The sequence below is a fragment of the Solibacillus sp. FSL H8-0523 genome, assembly GCF_038051985.1.
GTDB lineage: Bacteria > Bacillota > Bacilli > Bacillales_A > Planococcaceae > Solibacillus.
Window position 1 is genome coordinate 2,677,997 of the sequence record NZ_CP150291.1, and the last position, 17,861, is coordinate 2,695,857.

At 40.6% G+C, this 17,861-nt stretch carries 17 protein-coding genes; 7 read left to right on the plus strand and 10 right to left on the minus strand.

Annotated elements, in window-relative coordinates; all coding sequences use genetic code 11:
- Positions 1–5: 5 nt before the first annotated feature.
- From NSQ62_RS13295 to NSQ62_RS13330, 8 genes are all read right to left on the minus strand, one after another.
- Positions 6–1,451 carry an aldehyde dehydrogenase family protein gene (locus NSQ62_RS13295; RefSeq protein WP_341320618.1) on the minus strand — a complete coding sequence of 482 codons (1,446 nt, stop codon included), beginning with the start codon at positions 1,449–1,451 and terminating at the stop codon, positions 6–8.
- 15 nt (positions 1,452–1,466) lie between these two features.
- A complete protein-coding gene (locus NSQ62_RS13300) occupies positions 1,467–2,183 on the minus strand; it encodes an SDR family oxidoreductase (RefSeq protein ID WP_341320619.1) in 717 nt (238 codons plus the stop codon).
- 1 nt (position 2,184) lies between these two features.
- Positions 2,185–3,258 (minus strand): isocitrate/isopropylmalate family dehydrogenase, encoded by a 1,074-nt coding sequence (locus tag NSQ62_RS13305; RefSeq protein WP_341320620.1) that lies wholly within the window; start codon positions 3,256–3,258, stop codon positions 2,185–2,187.
- Positions 3,255–4,484, minus strand: coding sequence for a M20 family metallopeptidase (locus NSQ62_RS13310; RefSeq protein WP_341320621.1), 1,230 nt, complete (start codon positions 4,482–4,484; stop codon positions 3,255–3,257). Before NSQ62_RS13310 ends, NSQ62_RS13305 begins: the two co-directional genes overlap by 4 nt.
- A 368-nt stretch (positions 4,485–4,852) precedes the next feature.
- On the minus strand, positions 4,853–5,413 hold the full coding sequence (efp, locus tag NSQ62_RS13315; protein ID WP_341320622.1) for an elongation factor P: 561 nt from the start codon (positions 5,411–5,413) through the stop codon (positions 4,853–4,855).
- An 18-nt stretch (positions 5,414–5,431) separates the two neighbouring features.
- Positions 5,432–6,493, minus strand: a complete 1,062-nt coding sequence (locus tag NSQ62_RS13320) for a Xaa-Pro peptidase family protein (RefSeq protein ID WP_341323937.1) — start codon at positions 6,491–6,493, stop codon at positions 5,432–5,434.
- Between the two features lie 14 nt (positions 6,494–6,507).
- Positions 6,508–6,936, minus strand: coding sequence for a type II 3-dehydroquinate dehydratase (gene aroQ / locus NSQ62_RS13325; protein ID WP_341320623.1), 429 nt, complete (start codon positions 6,934–6,936; stop codon positions 6,508–6,510).
- A gap of 83 nt (positions 6,937–7,019) precedes the next feature.
- Positions 7,020–7,415, minus strand: a complete 396-nt coding sequence (locus NSQ62_RS13330; RefSeq protein ID WP_341320624.1) for a DNA helicase — start codon at positions 7,413–7,415, stop codon at positions 7,020–7,022.
- A 213-nt stretch (positions 7,416–7,628) separates the two neighbouring features.
- Here NSQ62_RS13330 and NSQ62_RS13335 point away from each other — a divergent pair, with 213 nt between their 5' ends.
- The 3 genes from NSQ62_RS13335 to NSQ62_RS13345 all read left to right on the plus strand — a co-directional run bounded on the left by NSQ62_RS13335 (position 7,629) and on the right by NSQ62_RS13345 (position 12,173).
- On the plus strand, positions 7,629–8,516 hold the full coding sequence (locus NSQ62_RS13335) for a DUF1385 domain-containing protein (protein ID WP_341323938.1): 888 nt from the start codon (positions 7,629–7,631) through the stop codon (positions 8,514–8,516).
- A gap of 145 nt (positions 8,517–8,661) precedes the next feature.
- Positions 8,662–10,377 carry an ABC transporter ATP-binding protein gene (locus tag NSQ62_RS13340; RefSeq protein ID WP_341320625.1) on the plus strand — a complete coding sequence of 572 codons (1,716 nt, stop codon included), beginning with the start codon at positions 8,662–8,664 and terminating at the stop codon, positions 10,375–10,377.
- Positions 10,377–12,173 carry an ABC transporter ATP-binding protein gene (locus NSQ62_RS13345; protein WP_341320626.1) on the plus strand — a complete coding sequence of 599 codons (1,797 nt, stop codon included), beginning with the start codon at positions 10,377–10,379 and terminating at the stop codon, positions 12,171–12,173. The genes NSQ62_RS13340 and NSQ62_RS13345 overlap by 1 nt, the downstream gene beginning before the upstream one ends.
- Before the next feature lie 187 nt (positions 12,174–12,360).
- Here NSQ62_RS13345 and NSQ62_RS13350 read toward each other — a convergent pair whose 3' ends face one another.
- A complete protein-coding gene (locus NSQ62_RS13350; protein WP_341320627.1) occupies positions 12,361–13,890 on the minus strand; it encodes a hypothetical protein in 1,530 nt (509 codons plus the stop codon).
- Entirely contained in the window at positions 13,883–14,395 is a 513-nt protein-coding gene (locus NSQ62_RS13355; RefSeq protein WP_341320628.1) for a sigma-70 family RNA polymerase sigma factor, read from the minus strand. The genes NSQ62_RS13350 and NSQ62_RS13355 overlap by 8 nt, the downstream gene beginning before the upstream one ends.
- A 124-nt stretch (positions 14,396–14,519) precedes the next feature.
- On the opposite strand from NSQ62_RS13355, the gene NSQ62_RS13360 reads away from it, so the two are divergent.
- From NSQ62_RS13360 to NSQ62_RS13375, 4 genes are all read left to right on the plus strand, one after another.
- Positions 14,520–15,218: a response regulator transcription factor gene (locus NSQ62_RS13360; protein ID WP_341320629.1), complete on the plus strand. Its 699-nt coding sequence runs from the start codon at positions 14,520–14,522 to the stop codon at positions 15,216–15,218.
- Positions 15,208–16,560 (plus strand): HAMP domain-containing sensor histidine kinase, encoded by a 1,353-nt coding sequence (locus NSQ62_RS13365; RefSeq protein ID WP_341320630.1) that lies wholly within the window; start codon positions 15,208–15,210, stop codon positions 16,558–16,560. Before NSQ62_RS13360 ends, NSQ62_RS13365 begins: the two co-directional genes overlap by 11 nt.
- Positions 16,550–17,062: a PepSY domain-containing protein gene (locus NSQ62_RS13370; RefSeq protein WP_341320631.1), complete on the plus strand. Its 513-nt coding sequence runs from the start codon at positions 16,550–16,552 to the stop codon at positions 17,060–17,062. Before NSQ62_RS13365 ends, NSQ62_RS13370 begins: the two co-directional genes overlap by 11 nt.
- 91 nt (positions 17,063–17,153) lie before the next feature.
- Positions 17,154–17,693, plus strand: a complete 540-nt coding sequence (locus NSQ62_RS13375; RefSeq protein WP_341320632.1) for a PepSY domain-containing protein — start codon at positions 17,154–17,156, stop codon at positions 17,691–17,693.
- The last annotated feature ends 168 nt before the right edge of the window (positions 17,694–17,861 follow it).

Genomic DNA, 17,861 nt, shown 5'->3' on the forward strand with positions numbered 1-17,861 from the left:
GGCGATTACCTCCCATGAACGTTGTAACGAATCGCGATATTTTTCATTTGCGTATAGTTACGTATTGCAACTAATCCCTTTTCTCGTCCGATTCCGCTCTTTTTATAGCCTCCAAACGGCATTTGAATACCGCCCGCTGCACCGTAATTATTAATGAACACTTGCCCAGCCTTTATACGACTTGCCATGAAATGCGCGACGTCAATATCGCGTGTCCAAACACCAGCTACTAACCCGTAATCTGTACTATTGGCAAGCTGTAGTGCTTCCTCTACCGTTTCAAATGTAAAAACAGTTAATACAGGACCAAAAATTTCTTCGACCGCAAGTGGATGCGTTACATCAAGTCCATCTACAATTGTGGGCTCCACATAATAGCCATCCTCATAGTTTTCTACACGTAAAGCTTTGCCGCCAATTAACACTTCACCATCGCGCTGCGCTAGCTCTAACAAGGCCGTAATTTTTTTGAATTGGTTCGCATTTAAGAGCGGACCCATATCTAAATTTTGCTCCCCTGCCCCAATGCGGATTTGCTGAAAGCGTTCAACAAGCTTCGCACAAAATGTTTCTTTGTATGATTTTTCAATTAATAAGCGTGCACCTGCTGAACATGTTTGGCCTGCGTTTTGAATAATCGCACGCATAACCCCCTCAAGTGCAAGCTCCTCATTCACATCTGCAAATACAATGTTCGGTGACTTGCCACCAAGTTCTAACGTTACAGGTACAATGTTTTTAGCTGCTGCTTGCATAACAGCAATGCCTGTAGGTACGGAGCCCGTAAACGTTATTTGATGAATGCTTGAGTGACTCGATAAATAAGCCCCTACATCTTTACCAAACCCTGTCACATGCTGAATAATGCCTTTCGGTAGTCGCGCATTTAACCATTTCACTAGCTCATGCGTCGTTAATGGCGTATCTTCAGCGCTCTTAACAATTACTGCATTGCCTGTCGCAATCGCCGCGGCTACACTGCGTGAAGTAATTTGGATTGGATAATTCCACGGCACAATATGTACTGTCACGCCAATGGGTTCCAATACGACCGCATTGAAAATCCCGTCTTCAATCGGAATTGTGTCACCCATTACTTTATCTGCCGCACCACCATAAAATTCAAAGTAACGTGCTGCCGCTTCAATATCGCCACGTGCTTGTTGTAATGGTTTCCCCACATCTAAGCTTTCCAACTGCGCAAAATGTTCCGCGTTTTGGCGAATAAATTGAGCAAGCTCCACTAATATTTGGCCACGCTCGAATGGCTTTACACTACGCCATTCCTCACTTTCAAAAGCCTCATTTGCTATACGGACCGCGTCATCAATTTGTTCATTCGTTGCATTCGCAATTGTTACGAGTGGCTTCCCAGTGGAGGGGTTATAAACCGTTATTTTCTCTTCTCCCTCGACCCATTTACCATTTATACACATCGGAATATGTTCCATCGTTTGTCACCCTTTCTATAAGCCGCGTCCACCATCGACATGAAGTGTCGTTCCCGTAATAATGTTTGATTGCTCTTGCAATAAAAAGCGCACTGCATTAGCAATATCTTGCGGTTCAATTAATCGACCGAGCGGAACCGAGGAAGCAAAAATTTGTGCCTTCGCTTGCTCTACATCAGTACCTACTGCCGCAAATTGCCCAAGCATAGACGTGTTTGCCGGCCCTGGATGAATTGTGTTGACGCGCACATTATAAGGAGCTAATTCAATTGCCATCGCTCTAGAAAAGCTTTCAGCCGCACCTTTAGACGCGATATATGCTTGAAGCCCTGGTCGAGGGCGTACAGCTGAAATCGAAGCAATATTAATAATGACACCATCGTTTGCTTCTTTCATTTTCGGAACAACTGCTTTTGCTAATAAAAATAAGCTCTTTACATTGACGTTCATTAATTTATCCCAATAATCAGCTGATACCTCTTCAATCGGTGTTGCGGCTTGTGCTAAGCCATGTACATTAATAAGTCCGTACACATTCGAAAGTGATTCGACAATTGTTGTTATCTTTTCCTCATCGGTTACATCACATTGTTTATAATGAAAATTTGGCTGCTCGAGTGGCTGCTCTGTTGCTAAATCAAGTCCGACTACTTCATAATTTTCCATTAATAGCTGTTGAACAATTACTTGACCCATGCCACCAGCAGCACCTGTTACTATTACAGTTTTCATATTAGACACCTCTCATTTCATAGCAGCCTTTTAAAGCCATGCAAATTGCTTCGCCCATTTGTTGCGTCGTTGCTGTACCGCCAATATCTGCAGTTTTCACTTCGCTTTGCGCTAACACTTGCTCAATCGCTTGCACAACAAGTTGCTCCAAATCAGGACGCCCAACATGCCCAAGCAGCAATGCAAGTGACCAAATTTGAGCAATTGGATTAGCGATGCCACGCCCAGCAATATCAGGAGCTGAACCATGTACAGGCTCGAACATTGAGGGATACGTGCGTGTCGGATTAATGTTACCAGACGGAGAAAGTCCTAACCCTCCGATAATGGCCGATCCTAAGTCTGATAAAATATCACCAAATAAATTGGAAGCGACAACGACCTCAAATTCCTCTGGGCGTTCTACAAAGTAAGCAACGAGCGCATCGATATAATAACTTTTTAGTTGCAGTTGCGGATAGCGGCTCATCGTTTCTTGAACAATAGCATCCCAAAATTTCATTGTATGAGTGACCGCGTTCGATTTTGTTGCACTTGTTACCGTCGACTTTTTATATTTCAGCGCATAATCACATGCAGCACTCACAATATTAGCGATGCCTTCTTTCGTCATCACCGTATTTTGTATCGCTAGTTCACGCTCTGTTCCACCGTATAACCGGCCACCGCTATTGGAATATTCACCTTCCGTATTTTCACGGAAAATAACGAAATCAATTGGTTCCTTTGTTGCAAGCGGTGAAGCAATACCTGGCAGCGATTTTACTGGTCGGAAGTTGACATATTGCTGAAACTGTTTACGAATAGGCATAATAAGCTCCCAAACGGTTACATCGTCTGGTACGCGTGCATCACCAATTGCACCAAATAAGATTGCATCATATTGTGCAAGCGTTTCCAGACCATCTTTCGGCATCATACGCCCTGTTTGTAAATAATAGACGGAATCCCAATGAAACGTCATTGTCTCCACTTCAAGGGTTTTATCAAGCGTCTGCAATGTATCCAATACTGTTAGCGCCTGTTCCATTACTTCTGGACCAATGCCATCTCCTGGGATTACAGCAATTTTCATTGGTCGTCACCTGCCAAAAATAATAATGCCGCTTTTCGATAAATTGCAGTTGTTTCCGCCAACTCTTCAATATCTACATATTCATTTATTTGATGTGGTATGTCACGATCCCCTGCGCCAATCGTTACAATCGGTATTCCGTGCACATGTAAAAATGTGCCATCTGTCGCCCCTGGTACACCATTATAAATTGGCTCCTTTTGTAGCACTTGTTTTACAGCATGATGCACTACTTCAACGATTGGATTTGTTCGTTCTGTAGATGTAGCTGGTCGATTATCGAGCACCGTTAGTTCCACTTTAAAGTCAGGGTCGGATTCTTTCATACGGGCAATAATCGCTTCAATTTTAGCTAGTAGCTCATCATGGTTTTGTGCCGGAACAGTTCGAATATCTAGCGTCGTCATACATTGATCCGGTATAACATTAATTTGAGCATCACCTATTACAGGCGCCTGTAAAATTGTCGGAGTAATCGAAGGCCATTTCAGAAACGGGTCCTCTCCTAAACGCTCTTGCTCTTCCTTTTCTAGCTTCTCCATTTCTGTAATAAAGCGTGCCATACGCCAGTTCGGGTTAATACCGCTCCATGAAATCGCGCCGTGTGCCATTTTGCCATAAATATCGACGCGCAAGCGGATGGCGCCACGCTGTGCAATGCACACTTGGTTTTCTTCAGGCTCACAAATAATCGCCCCATCTACTCCATCTGCCCAGCCTTGTGCGATAAAATGCTTAATACCAAGCATAAGCCCTTCCTCATCACATGGAATGCATAAAATAATTTTACCTGTAAATTCTTCTTGATCGAGCAATATCGATTGTACAGCTGTAATCATGCATGCTAAGTTGCCTTTTGTATCATTTGTCCCACGACCATACATGCGTCCCGTAATGATTTCAGCGCCAAACGGGTCATAAGTCCATGCATCGCGGTTTCCTTCCGTAACAACATCCGTATGCCCTTCAAACAAAAGTGTTTTACCAGGCTTTTTTGAATCGATAATGCCAATGACATTTGGTCTACCTGGCGCTACCTCTTCCATATGCACTTCAATGCCTAAATTTAAATTCCGTAAATACTCGGCAACGTAATTTGCTACTTCCTGTTCATTTCCTTTGCCATCATTTCGAAAAACGCTTTCAATTTGTACCAGCTTTTGTGTCAATGCAATGACTGTCTTTCGATCTCGTACATATGTTGCAGATTGTTTCGTATCAACCATATGAACACCCCTATTTCTGAATTTTCTGAAATAAATTAAAGGATTTATTGTAACACTGTTATATTCACCTTAATATTTGACATTACTTTAAATATTCCTTCTTTTATTTGGTTAATCACCATAAAGTGGGGGATGACAAGATAAAGAATAAACGCCGCCTCGCGCTTGATTGCGCGCTCTTCACTTTATGACGAGTGTAAAACGAATGATTGGTGGGCCTCGCAAACGGCAATCAATCAAGTGAAATTTTATTAGAAAAAGCAACCCGACGTTACGGTGATAAACCTTTTAAAATCGGGTAGGAGAGTTTGTGGGCACAAAAAAACATGCTGAAGCAATTGCCTTCAGCATGTTTTTTTGTTTTTATATTATTGAGCACGTGAAACGTAAGAACCTTCAGTTGTGTTGATGATTAATTTGTCGCCTTCATTTACGAAGAAAGGTACGTTAACATATAAGCCCGTTTCCATTTTCGCAGGTTTCGTACCGCCTGAAGCCGTATCACCTTTAATACCTGGTTCTGTTTCAGCAACTTCAAGAACTACTGTGTTTGGTAATTCGATACCGATTAACTCACCTAGGTAAGATTGGATGTGAAGCTCCATGTTTTCTAATAAGTATAATAACTCATCTTTAATTTGTACTTCATTTAATGTCGTTTGGTCATAAGACTCCATGTCCATGAATACGTGCTCGTCACCTTGTGCATATAAATATTGCATTTTGCGGTTATCGATCATCGCTTTTTCTACTTTTTCACCAGCGCGGAATGTTTTTTCTGTTACGTTACCATTACGTAAGTTACGTAATTTAGAACGTACGAATGCTGCACCTTTACCTGGTTTTACGTGTTGGAATTCTAATACGCGGAATAAGTTACCTTCTACGATAATTGTTAAACCTGTACGGAAATCATTTACTGAGATCATGTGTTATTTCCTCCAAAATTATAAAATAATTAATTTTTTATCCGAATGATTTAGGATTTCATTACCTGTTTCTGTGATTAAAATATCGTCCTCAATTCGAACGCCGCCCACGCCAGGAATGTAAGCACCTGGCTCAATTGTTACCGTCATATTTGGCTCTAACACCACTTCTGAACGGAAATTCAGTCCAGGACCTTCATGCACTTCTAAACCAATACCATGACCTAAAGAGTGACCAAATGCTTCGCCTAAGCCCTTTGACTTTAAATAATCGCGAGACACCGCATCGGCTTCCGCCCCCGTCATGCCAGGACCTACTTTTTCTAGCGCTAAAAGTTGTGATTCTAGCACAGCGTTGTACATTTCCACTAACTTTTCTGAAGGTTTTCCTACAGCTACTGTACGTGTAATATCCGAAATGTAACCATTATAGTAAGCACCAAAATCAAGTGTTACAAAATCACCTGTTTCAATGATCTTTTTCGTAGCTACTCCATGAGGTAACGCTGAGCGTAAACCACTGGCAACGATAATATCAAAAGATGAGCTTGTAGCACCTTGTTTACGCATGAAAAATTCTAATTCATTCGATACATCAAGCTCGGTAATACCTGGCTTAATGAAATTTAAAATATGTGTAAATGCATTGTCTGCAATTTCACATGCAACCTTAATAATATTAATCTCTTCTTGACTCTTAATCAAGCGAATTTTTTCAATTAGACCTGAAAGTGGAACAAAATCAGCTTTTACAGCCGATTTATACACTTCATACGTACCGTAATGCATCGCATCTTTTTCGAAAGCTAGTGTTTTCACACCCATTGACGCCACTTGTTTTGCTACTTCTTCAAAGATTGTGCCTTTATGTTGTTCAATACGGAAATCCTTTACTTGTTCTGCTGCTTGCTCTGTATAACGGAAGTCTGTAATAAATACCGCGTCGTTTTGTGAAACGATGGCAACGCCCGCAGTTCCTGTAAAGCCTGTCATATAACGGCGATTGTATTCGTTTGTAATTAAGATTGCATCGACATGGTTGTCAATTAATGCTTGACGTAATTTCGCTAATTTCATAATAAGTATTCCCCTTTTTATTGTTGTAAAAACTTGCGCAATGCAAGTTCATAACCAAATGTACCAAGTCCACAAATTTGACCGATACATTCTGCTGCTAGCTTTGATTCATGGCGGAAAGCTTCGCGTGCATGAATATTTGAAATATGTACTTCGATTACTGGCACATCAACAGAAGCGATTGCGTCACGTAGCGCAATGCTCGTATGTGTGAACGCGCCAGGGTTAAACACAACGCCGTTCACTTGTGTGTCAGCCGCCTCATGAATCCAGTCGATTAACTGTCCTTCATGATTCGATTGACGAAAATCTACTGTAGCATTAAATTCAGCTACCAATTTTTCGCATTTATATTGAACATCGTCTAGCGTTTCAGAACCGTAAATCGCTGGTTCGCGCTTACCTAAACGATTTAAATTCGGACCATTTAAAACGAGTAATTTCATTTTGGAGCGCTCCTTTTTTTCATAACTGACCTTTATTTTAACACAGAGTTTTCAGACTTCAATACTTTCGGCGCTCGAAATAGTCATTTGCGCATCGAATAGGCCGTTTCCGATAAAAAGCGCATTGAAATCAGTAATAATACAATAAATGGCACGGACAACTTTTTTATCGACTGCCATTCAATAGGAAGATTTCGCACTTGCCATTCGATTAAGAGTGCAACAGCAATTCCAAAAATGAGCGACACCACAAACGGCGCTTGAAAAAAGGCAAACTGAAATAGATACATCAGTAAATAGGCCACAGCAAATAATATGAAAAACAGCACCATCCAGCAAGCAAGCGTTGTCCAATCTAGCTGATCATACTTTTGTAAAAAGTGTACTGGATTCCATTTGATGAAGTGAAAGGCATGAAGCCCCTTTAAGCCAAGTGTTACAAATAGCGCAGCTACTAAAGCAGTAATTAATCTTTGCATAATTCGTCCCCTTTCATCCAACTAGTATGGGCAACGAAAAAAATTCCTATGCCGATGCGTAGTGCTTTTCTCTAAAATTTAGTACAATATGAAAATGAAACTTGTATGACAGACTACTTAGGCAATTCATACAAAATAGATAAAGAGAGTGGTGTACATGAAGTGAGTAATAACGCGCCAGTATATGGTGGACAGGCGCTTTTAGAAGGTGTTATGTTCACAGGGCAAGATCACATGGTAACCGCAATTCGTCGAAATGATGATACGATTGATTATTTCCATGTAAAAAAAGAGAAGAAGCCTATCTATCAAAAGCTGAAGAAAATTCCGTTTGTACGTGGGGTCGTAGCATTAATTGAGTCTGCCGGCTTTGGTTCACGCCACCTCCAGTTCGCTTCGGACCGCTATGACGTAAATCCGGGTGAGGAAGAAGAAAACAGCGGCGAAGAACCATCAAAATTAATGATGATTTTAGGCGTTGCGGCAATTGGTGTGTTAACGTTTTTATTTAGCAAATTCGTGTTCACGTTAGTACCGATGTTTTTAGCAGAATTTCTAAAGCCATGGTTCCCTGGTAAAACAGTACAAATTTTAATTGAAACAGGCTTTAAATTAATTTTATTACTAAGTTATTTACAAATTATTGCGATGACACCACTCATTAAGCGCGTATTCCAATACCACGGTGCCGAGCATAAAGTCATTAACTGTCATGAAGCAGGCTTAGATTTAACCGTTGAAAATGTCCAAAAGCAATCGCGCTTACATTACCGCTGTGGCTCAAGCTTTATTTTATTCACAGTCATTGTCGGCATGTTTACGTATTTCTTCGTGCCGGTCGATCCGCTTTGGGTACGTTTAGTCAGCCGTATTTTATTAATTCCCGTTGTAATTGGGATTTCATTTGAAGTATTACAAGCAACGAACGCCGTGCGTGATATCCCAGGTCTCCGCTTCTTAGGCTACCCTGGTTTATGGTTACAGCTTCTTACAACAAAAGAGCCAAAAGATGAAATGGTTGAAGTGGCCATCGCATCATTTAACAAGCTACACGAAGTTGAAAAAAATCCTGAAATCGCGAAAACATTAGCACACGATTAAGGTTTTAGGGAATGTACTGAACTGTACATTCCCTTTTTTGTGCACCAAATTATTTAGGCACTCGAACTATTTTCATTGAGTTCTCGAACATGATTTGGCATAATAGAATTAAAATTCAGTTTATTCAGACGTAAGGAGTTTTTTCATGAAAACCGTTTTACAATTTCTACGGCGCTACAAATGGCCTGCACTCATTGCATTTTTGTTAATGTTGTTAGAGCTTGCAAGTGATTTAATCCAGCCACTTTTTATGGCCAATATTATTAATAAAGGCTTACTAGAAGAAAATTTACATAATGTTGCTTTTTGGGGAGGCAGTTTGTTTGTCTTAGCGCTGTTTTCATTTTTAAGCGGTGTTTTTAATTCCTTTTTCTCTTCACATGTTGCACATAGCTTTGGCTTTGATTTACGTAAAGCACTGTATAGTAAAATTCAATCACTCACGATGGCTACTTATTTAACTTACCCTACTTCTGGGCTCGTTACCCGTCTCACAAGTGACGTGACACAAACGATGAACATCGTCTTTATGATGCTGCGAATTGCGATGAAAGCACCACTGATGGCGATTGGTTCAATTATTATGGCATTTATCATCAATGCCAAATTAGCACTTATTTTATGTATCAGCTTTCCGTTTTTAGTTGTGTTTTTAATCTGGATGATCTCGATTGGGATTAAGCTATTTGCACAAGTACAGAATCGCTTAGATGGCGTGAATCGCCAGTTGCAAGAAGGCTTACAAGCTGTACGTTTAATTAAAGCGTATATGCGTGGCAACTTTGAAGCCGGTCGTTTCCAAACCGTTGCACAGGGCTTAAAGTTCGATACGATCAAAGCGACACGGGTGATGGAAATTGCGCTTCCGATTTTACAATTTGTGATGAATGTCAGCTTACTTGTTGTCATTTGGGTTGGGGCCGATGCGATTCGTGCAAATGATATTTTAGCCGGTGATTTAGCGGCCATTATTAACTATGCATTCCGAATGACGTCTGCATTCTCGATTTTCTCATTTATTATTATTGCTTACGCTCGCGCGAAAGCTTCTGCCGAACGTATCGAGGAAGTGTTACTTATTTCAGAAGGTACCGAAGAAATTCAAGAAACGAAGACACCTTTACTACAAGGCTTTGCAATTCGTTTTGAAGATGTGTCGTTCCACTATCCAAATGCAGCAGAAAACACACTAAACAATCTGTCATTTGACATTGCAAGTGGCGAAAAGATTGCGATTATGGGGGCAACAGGCTCAGGTAAGTCGACCATTTTACAACTAGTAGAGCGATTTTACGCGCCAACTTCCGGAACGATTTATATTAACGAAAAAAATAGTAAAGATATTCCACTTCAACAGTTGCGTCAATCCATTGCCTATGTCCCGCAGCAATCACTGCTATTTTCAGGGTCGATCTTAGACAATCTGCGCTGGGGGCGTCAGGATGCAACGTTAGATGAAATCGTGGACGCTACAAAAAAAGCGCAAATCCATCATTCCATTGAGTCATTTGAGCAGCAATATGAAACCGTGATCGGTCAGCGCGGTATTAACTTATCGGGCGGACAAAAGCAACGGTTAGCCATTGCACGTGCCCTATTAAAGCCATCATCTTTACTTATTTTAGATGACAGTACATCCGCACTTGATGTGAATACGGAGAAAAAACTTTGGCAAACGCTCGACGAAGAACCGATGACCACGCTTGTCGTGACGCAAAAAATCCATACCGCGCAAACAGCAGATCGTATTTTACTTATCGATGAAGGTAAAATAAGCGGCTTTGGTACCCATGAGGAGCTTTTACAAGCTAACGACTTATACGCAAAAATTGTTGCTTCTCAGCAGGAGGTGCTTGCATAATGAAAATTTTCAACTATGAACGTGTCATTACAAAAGAACAAATAAAACAGGCGAGTGGAAAAAAGAAAAAAGGAGCACGTGCTGAAAACTGGACGTATACGATTAAACGGATATTAGATTTCGTCGCAGAACAAAGGTCCTTACTGATCTTAGTTTTACTCTTAGTCGTTGCAAGCTCGGTGTTAGCATTAATTGGTCCATTTATTATTGGGCGATTAATTGACCGGTTTATTGATGGTGGCTCACTAAGCACACTCGATAATTGGCTGTACGGCCTTGCTGCGATTTACTTTTTATACGGCTTAGCGAGTTACTTCCAAAATTATTGGATGGTTGGCATTGCTCAGCAAACCGTGTACCGAATTCGTACGCAGCTCTATGAACATTTCTTTAAGCTACCGCTACGTTTCTTTGATAAACGAAAGCACGGGGAACTCATGAGCCGTGCAACAAATGATATAGAAACGATTAGCTCCACGCTAAATAGTGCTTTCATTCAAGTTGTATCAAGTATTTTAACGTTAACTGGTACGGTTGCGGTTATGCTTTGGCTGAGTCCGCTGTTAACACTTGTCACGATGCTAATCATTCCCCTTATGTTTTACGGGATGCGCTGGATTACAAAGCGTACAAGCCTGTTATTTAAACAGCAACAGGCGGCGATTGGCGAAATGAACGGCCTGATTGAGGAATCGATTACAGGTCAGCATGTCGTAAAGGCCTTTTCGCAGGAACAGGAAATGCTACGTCAGTTCGATGAAAAAAATAACCGCATTCGTACAGTTGGCTTTTGGAGTTTAACTTACTCTGGCTTCATTCCAAAAGTGATGAATACCTTAAACAGTTTAAGCTTTGCGATTGTCGCTTGTGTGGGGGGGATTTTCGCGTATTACGGTCAGATTTCCATCGGGACCATTATTATTTTCACGGAATATGCGCGTCAATTCACACGTCCGCTAAACGACTTAGCGAACCAATTTAATACGGTATTGTCAGCACTTGCTGGGGCTGAACGTGTATTTTTAATTTTAGATGAAGAAACTGACAAAGTAGACGGTAACAAAGTGATGTTATCAGGAGACGTTCGTTTTGACAATGTTTCGTTCCAATATGAAAAAGACGCTGTAAACCTTACTCTTTCAAAGGTTTCATTCAATGTGGAAGCCGGCCAATCCGTTGCCCTTATTGGACAAACGGGTGCTGGGAAAACAACAATTATGCAATTGTTAACCGGGCTATATGAAAAAACAGAAGGCCGTATTTTATTTGATGGAGTACCGATTGAGGAAATTTCAAAGGCTCATTTACGCGAACAAATGGCATTTGTCTTGCAAGATCCGTTTCTATTTGAAATGACCATTAGAGATAATATTCGTTATGGGAAGCTTGATGCGACAGATGAGGAAATAGTCGATGCTGCCAAAAAGGCAAATGCCCATAGCTTTATTGAAAAGCTACCAGATGGCTATGATACGGTCCTTTCAGGGGATGGCAGTCAAATTTCTCAAGGGCAAAAGCAGCTATTGTCTATTGCCCGTGCGTTTGTTGCCAACCCCAAAATTTTATTACTAGATGAAGCAACGAGTAGTATTGATACGGTTACCGAGCTGCATATCCAAGCCGCGCTTGAAAAACTGATGCAAAATCGTACAAGCTTCATCATTGCGCACCGATTAAACACGGTTGCGAAAGTGGATTATGTCATCGTCTTAAATCAAGGACAAATCGTAGAACAAGGTCCGCGCAAGCAGTTAATTGAACAACAAGGCGTATTTGGTCAAATGTTAAATGTATAAAAAAAGCGAATGCGCTAGATTATCTTAGCGCATTCGTTCTTTTTTTCATTAATTAAAGTAACTGTACGACTATGCATAGCTTTCGTTATATTTTTTGTTAAATAACCGTGTAAAAAATCAGCAATCAACACTTTCATAATCTGATAGATTTCGGCGTCTTCAGTTAGGTCGACATCAGTTAAACACATTAATTCCCACTAACCAATGAATGAATTACTTTCCAGCCCATATCAGTGCGCGACACTTTATATTGCCTTAAAATATGTTCTGATACAGGATCAGTAAACCGTAATTTGGACGCGTCTTTTGTTAGTTGCGCTAAGCCCATTTGGTAAATATCTTTCAGCAGATGATGTTTACTCGTGTTTTCCACTTGCTGTTGCCATTGTTTAAATGTTGGCACATCGGCTGTTTTGTCAAGTAAGGCATACATCACTTCATAGTCATCCACGTAGTTCGCATATAAATAGAGTCTGACAACTGTATTTACGGATACATCTTTTACGAGCGCATCCATAGTTGTGCGGTTACGCTGTAATTGCTTAAAGAGCATTAATTCGTCAGCCGTTAATGTATGTGTAAGCTGCTTTAAATCATAGCCACGCACCGCGCCGACAATTTGCTCTTTTTTGATAATTCCCTGATAACCGTCACTTGCCCAATTGTCTGGAATGACGAGTAGTTCATCACGCGTTGGTTTGTCAAACTCTTTGGCTAACCCTTTATAAATGCCCGTATCCCCATCGTACGTTGGCCACGTATAAAAACGATTTTCGATTTCCTGGACATTACCTCTATTAACAAGTGTATCTTCTATTAAATGGATATCGTTGTTGTTCGTGCCTAAAATACGGGTAATTTGTAGCTCCCCGTTCTGCTCATAAGCAATGACATCCCCCACCTGATAGCTTCCCTGCGCATAATAATACGGGTCGATTATAACCGGGAACTGCGTATATTCTTCATTGCCACGATGCATCGTATTTTTTTCGTAGTGAATCGTTTGTAAGCTGCTGTTCACGGGGTCAATGATGGGTACAACAGAATCAATACGTGTTTGAAATTCCCCTGCTAGGCGCTGCTTTTTGCCATTGATCACTTCATACACAGGTTTAAAATAGGAATTCTCGAAACTATACCACAGTCTTTGCCCCGCTTTTGTTTGCACAATCGTCGCTTCTTCATCACCTACTGAAATAGCCTCTACTTGTTCATTTCGAATGACGCCTACAACTAACTGTCCTCGACCAATCGAAAATTTTGTAAGCGTTGGCAAGTATTTTTCGATTAAAACGATATGATCCTGATGTTCCCATGTTTTTTGTTGCTCATTATACTGCCCAAATGCTAAATGGTACTGTGTTTCTCCGTCTATACTATCTTTTACAATGATAAAGCTATCATTTTGTAAGAGGACATGTCGTTTTTCATGCAACACTTCCGCCTGTTGTTTATGATTGTAGTTCAGAAAGCTCTGTGCATACGTTTCACTCGGTTGTACTTGCTCCTTTTCAGATGTTACAAATGGCTCGGACTCTTGATCGCTTAGTAATAAAAACGAACCTGCCGCTAGTACCCCAACAACCGCCACTGCTGGCGCCCACTTGTTATTTTTGGGCTCTTTTGTCCGCACCTTTTCTATAACCGCTCTTTTTTGTTGATCACTCAGCCCTCTTTTTGAAAGCAATTTATCACGCTCTTTTTGAAAGTCATTCATGTAGCCATCCCCTCCAATCTTCAGTTGATAGATGTACCCTTAATTTTTCACGCGCGCGTCTTAGTCTCGTTTTTACGGTATTATCCGACAAGCTAAGTAGCGTTGCGATTTCTACTGTTGATAAATCCTCATAATAATAGAGCACAATGATTTCACGGTATTTCAGCGGTAATGCAAGCACATGCTGCATCAGTTCACTTTGCTCAATCGCACTATGTAATTCATAGCTTTGCGCACTTTTTTGCGCTAATAGCTTGAGCCATATATTTTTACGTGACGTAAAGCTACGTAAATAGTCGTAACATTTATTAATGGTCATTTTCGTTAAGTAGGTTTTCACATGCGCACGCCTGTCGAATTGTTCAAATGTTTTAAAAAACTGTATAAATACGTCCTGCACAATATCTTCGGCGGTGCTTTCATTTTTCACGTACATAAAGCTAAGCTGAAGTAAATAAGGGCTATAGTGATCCATGTAGTGATGCATTTCTTCGTTTGATAACACGCGTATCCCCCCTTTTCACTCCTTAGACGAAAGCTAACTTATTTTTCGGTTCAATATTATGTATTTCTTTGAATTATTTTATAATTTCCACTACCATTAAAGTAAGCGAAAGGCAGGTTATGTCATGACGACTATTTTAATTGTAGAAGATGAACAACAAATCGCACGTGTACTCGAGCTCGAACTATCGTTTGAAGGCTATGAAACGGTTGTTACACATACCGGAACAGATGGCTTACTTGCATTTCATGAACAACCGATCGATTTAATTTTACTCGATGTTATGCTTCCTGAAATGAATGGCTTAGAGGTCTTAAAGCGTATCCGTAAGCACAATGAAATGATTCCTGTCATTTTACTTACAGCAAAAGGTGAAATTCAAGACAAAGTAACCGGCCTCGATTATGGTGCCAATGATTATATTACCAAGCCGTTTGAATTTGATGAACTGCTTGCAAGAATCCGTGTGGCACTGCGCTTTTCAACTAAAGCACCACAAACAACTGAACAGCAAATGACGTTTGAAGATTTGCAATTAAACGAACAAACCCGTGAAGTTTGGCGAGGCGGAAACTTAGTCGAACTCACACCACGTGAATTTGATTTACTCGTTCATTTGATGAAGCATCCAAAACTTGTGCAATCGCGCGAACAGCTATTAAATGCAGTGTGGGGCTATGATTATTTCGGCGATACGAATGTAGTTGATGTCTATATTCGCTATTTACGTCAAAAGCTCGATCAACCCTTTAAGCTACCGTCACTCATTCACACTGTTCGCGGGGTTGGCTATGTTCTAAAGGAAGCGCTACATGAAACTTAAAACAAAAATTAATGTTGTTTCCATTGTACTAACAATGCTGATTTTAATCAGTAGTTTTACGGGCATCTATTTTTTATACGAGCATGTCGCCATTACAACAGAAGCTGAGCAACTGCAGGCCCGTGCGATGGAATTGACAACCGCGATTAGCTCGCTTGAACAAACCGACGGAATCGATGCGGTTTTTCGCGCATATATTCCGACAGACGGCGCCATTATCGTACGTGATGCTGATGACAAAACGCTAATTCGTCTCCAAACAACGGCCGAGCAAATCGAATTTGACCTAAAAGAAAACGAGCTTTTCACAGAAAAAAGATTGAACGGGATTCCGTACATTGCACTCGCTACGCCACTCATTTGGCCGGACGAACAAGTTGTGGAAGCGAAATTTATTCAGCCGTTGCCAACAATTACGGAAAACTTACAGCGCTTAATGATTATTTTGGTCGTCATGACGGTGCTCGCACTCATTCCGATTTATTTGGCCAGTCAATTACTCGTACGCTTAATTGTGAAACCGGTAACAAAATTAACAACAACGATGGAGAAAAATATTCAACAATCTAGTTTTGAACAGCTACCCATTCAAAAAAGCTCCAATGATGAAATTATCCAGATGACCGCAACGTACAATTCATTGATGGCGCAGCTCGAAGATTTGCACGACAAGCAGCAGCAATTTATCGGCAATGCTTCTCATGAGCTAAAAACACCGTTAACGGTCATTGAAAGCTATGCAAAGCTACTCAATCGACGTGGGACAGCGAATCAAGAAGTAACGGATGAAGCCCTATCAGCCATCATCAACGAAAGTGCCAATATGAAAGGCTTAATCGAGCAAATGCTCGCCCTTGCGAAATCAGCTGAAACGGTAAAAATGAACTTCCGTGAAATCGAGCTTTCTGCATTTTTACAAGCCATCGCGGTTAATTTCAAAACCGCTTATCACCGCGAAATTACAGTAGAGGCACCAGTTGTTCCATTGGTCATAGATGAAGCGATGCTGAAACAGCTACTCTTTATTTTTATTGATAATGCGCGCAAATATAGCGAGGATGTTATTGAATTAGATGCTTCCGTAAATCAACATGTACACATTCAAATTCGCGACTATGGCATCGGAATTCCAAATGAAGATTTACCTCATATTTTCAACCGATTTTATCGGGTTAATAAAGACCGCAACCGTAAAACTGGTGGCGTAGGAATTGGTTTATCCATTGCAACTGAAATCGCAAACCGCCTTCATGCAACCATCCAAGTCGAAAGCGAAGTCGGTCAAGGAACAACGATTCATATTACGCTGCCACTTCATGGAGGTGACATGCATGAAGCATAAACTGGGCATAATCGTTGCGATTGTTGTCCTAACGATGGTTGTCTTTTTCGCTGTCAAGCAACTCACAATACCGAACGTATTATCGAAAAACGAAATCGTTACACAAATCGAGAAAAGCTATCAAGGCGAAATTCTTTCAATTGTTGAAAAACAAAAGAACTATATTGCGTCCTTTACGAAAGAGGGCTCGGTTTTTGAAGTGACGATTGACAGTGAAAATGGTCAGTTCTCTCATTTAACGCTCGTGCAAAAAAAGAATGAAGAACAACCAATCGAACAAACCATAGAAACAGAGCCTGAAGAAAATCCACCTATTTTAACCAAGCAACAAGCCATCGACATTGCGTTAAAAGAAGTGCCAGGTGAACTGGATTCTGTAGAATTTGAAAAAACGATGGACGGTGGAAATTATTTTGTTGAAATTGAACAAGGTGACAACGAAATCATCGTGCAAATTCATGCGATTACTGGCAAAATGTTATCGATTCAATACGAGGATTAATTTTCTCATCAAATTCTAATGTTTCTCTCAGACGCTTCTCATATTCGTTTTCTATACTAAGTATACAAACAACTTAAAGGAGCGAATGAACATGAACAAAAAATTGATTATTATCCCAACGTTATTAGTAGCAATCGGTGGTGGTGCTCTACTAGCACAAACCGACTATTTTGAAGCCGCGCTAGCCAATCCAACTGTAACTGCTGGCCAAGCAAAAGAGCTTGCATTAAAAGAAATAAACGGGGATATCATTAGTCTTGAATTTGATGGGGATGACCTACAGCCACACTATGAAATTGATGTGGTGAAAGACAATGAAAAAGTAGAGCTAAAGGTAGATGCTGCGAGTGGTGCTGTTAAAGTAACTGAACGTGAAATGATTCAAAAAAGCGTGACACAAGCATCTTCAGCGGTTTTACCCGTAACTAAAACTACAACGATTTCACAAGAGCAAGCGATGGACATTGCCTTAACAAAAGCAGCAGGTACCGTTACCGAAGTCGAGCTCGATGATGACAATAACGAACTTATCTACGAAATCGAAATCCGTAACGGGAAAATGGAGTATGATTTTAAAATCGATGCAGTTTCAGGAGCGATTGTAGAATATAAAGAGGACTTAGAAGATTAGAAAAACATATTTCGCGTCAAATGGCGCGAAATGATTTCTTTTCTGATGTGGATTTCCTTGAAAAAAATTATACTTTCCTATCCACCTAAAAAGAAGGCATGAATCACGTTTCGATTCACGCCTTCTTTTATTTGGAGTGAATAGCCATTTTAGACACGTTAAATATTT

What these genes read in the sequence shown, in the direction of transcription:
- NSQ62_RS13330 (WP_341320624.1), bottom strand. Translation starts at nt 7,415, where the DNA reads ATGCAAAGATTAATTACTGCTTTAGTAGCTGCGCTATTTGTAACACTT.
- NSQ62_RS13350 (WP_341320627.1), bottom strand. Translation starts at nt 13,890, where the DNA reads ATGAATGACTTTCAAAAAGAGCGTGATAAATTGCTTTCAAAAAGAGGG.
- NSQ62_RS13295 (WP_341320618.1), bottom strand. Translation starts at nt 1,451, where the DNA reads ATGGAACATATTCCGATGTGTATAAATGGTAAATGGGTCGAGGGAGAA.
- NSQ62_RS13370 (WP_341320631.1), top strand. Translation starts at nt 16,550, where the DNA reads ATGAAGCATAAACTGGGCATAATCGTTGCGATTGTTGTCCTAACGATG.
- NSQ62_RS13310 (WP_341320621.1), bottom strand. Translation starts at nt 4,484, where the DNA reads ATGGTTGATACGAAACAATCTGCAACATATGTACGAGATCGAAAGACA.
- NSQ62_RS13360 (WP_341320629.1), top strand. Translation starts at nt 14,520, where the DNA reads ATGACGACTATTTTAATTGTAGAAGATGAACAACAAATCGCACGTGTA.
- NSQ62_RS13300 (WP_341320619.1), bottom strand. Translation starts at nt 2,183, where the DNA reads ATGAAAACTGTAATAGTAACAGGTGCTGCTGGTGGCATGGGTCAAGTA.
- NSQ62_RS13365 (WP_341320630.1), top strand. Translation starts at nt 15,208, where the DNA reads ATGAAACTTAAAACAAAAATTAATGTTGTTTCCATTGTACTAACAATG.
- NSQ62_RS13345 (WP_341320626.1), top strand. Translation starts at nt 10,377, where the DNA reads ATGAAAATTTTCAACTATGAACGTGTCATTACAAAAGAACAAATAAAA.
- NSQ62_RS13305 (WP_341320620.1), bottom strand. Translation starts at nt 3,258, where the DNA reads ATGAAAATTGCTGTAATCCCAGGAGATGGCATTGGTCCAGAAGTAATG.
- efp (WP_341320622.1), bottom strand. Translation starts at nt 5,413, where the DNA reads ATGATCTCAGTAAATGATTTCCGTACAGGTTTAACAATTATCGTAGAA.
- NSQ62_RS13375 (WP_341320632.1), top strand. Translation starts at nt 17,154, where the DNA reads ATGAACAAAAAATTGATTATTATCCCAACGTTATTAGTAGCAATCGGT.
- NSQ62_RS13340 (WP_341320625.1), top strand. Translation starts at nt 8,662, where the DNA reads ATGAAAACCGTTTTACAATTTCTACGGCGCTACAAATGGCCTGCACTC.
- NSQ62_RS13335 (WP_341323938.1), top strand. Translation starts at nt 7,629, where the DNA reads ATGTTCACAGGGCAAGATCACATGGTAACCGCAATTCGTCGAAATGAT.
- aroQ (WP_341320623.1), bottom strand. Translation starts at nt 6,936, where the DNA reads ATGAAATTACTCGTTTTAAATGGTCCGAATTTAAATCGTTTAGGTAAG.